Origin of the sequence: Micromonospora sp. NBRC 101691 (assembly GCF_030269285.1) — a bacterium.
Lineage (GTDB): Bacteria > Actinomycetota > Actinomycetes > Mycobacteriales > Micromonosporaceae > Micromonospora > Micromonospora echinospora.
Map to the genome: position 1 here is coordinate 1 of NZ_BSTB01000082.1, position 255 is coordinate 255.

The window sequence follows — 255 nt, forward strand, 5'->3', positions numbered from 1 at the left end:
TGGTGGAGTAGGCGGGGTCGGTGATCTGCTCGACCGTGCCCCAACCCGACGACGGGCGCTGCTGGAACAGGCCCTGCGAGTCGTGGTCGTTGCGCTCGCCGAGGTGGCCCAGGTTCTCCAGCTTGGATTCCTGGAGGCTGGTGGCGATCGCGACCACGGCGGCCCGCTCGTCCATGCCGGCCTTCTTGGTGGCCTCGATGATGGCCTTGGCGTTGTCCTTCTGCTCGGCGGAGAGCGGAACGGTCGACTGCCCGG

1 pseudogene is annotated in these 255 nt (G+C 68.6%); it reads right to left on the reverse strand.

Going from position 1 to position 255, the window contains the following annotated elements:
• Positions 1-255: pseudogene (locus QSK20_RS32040) on the reverse strand (hypothetical protein); the annotation flags it as partial.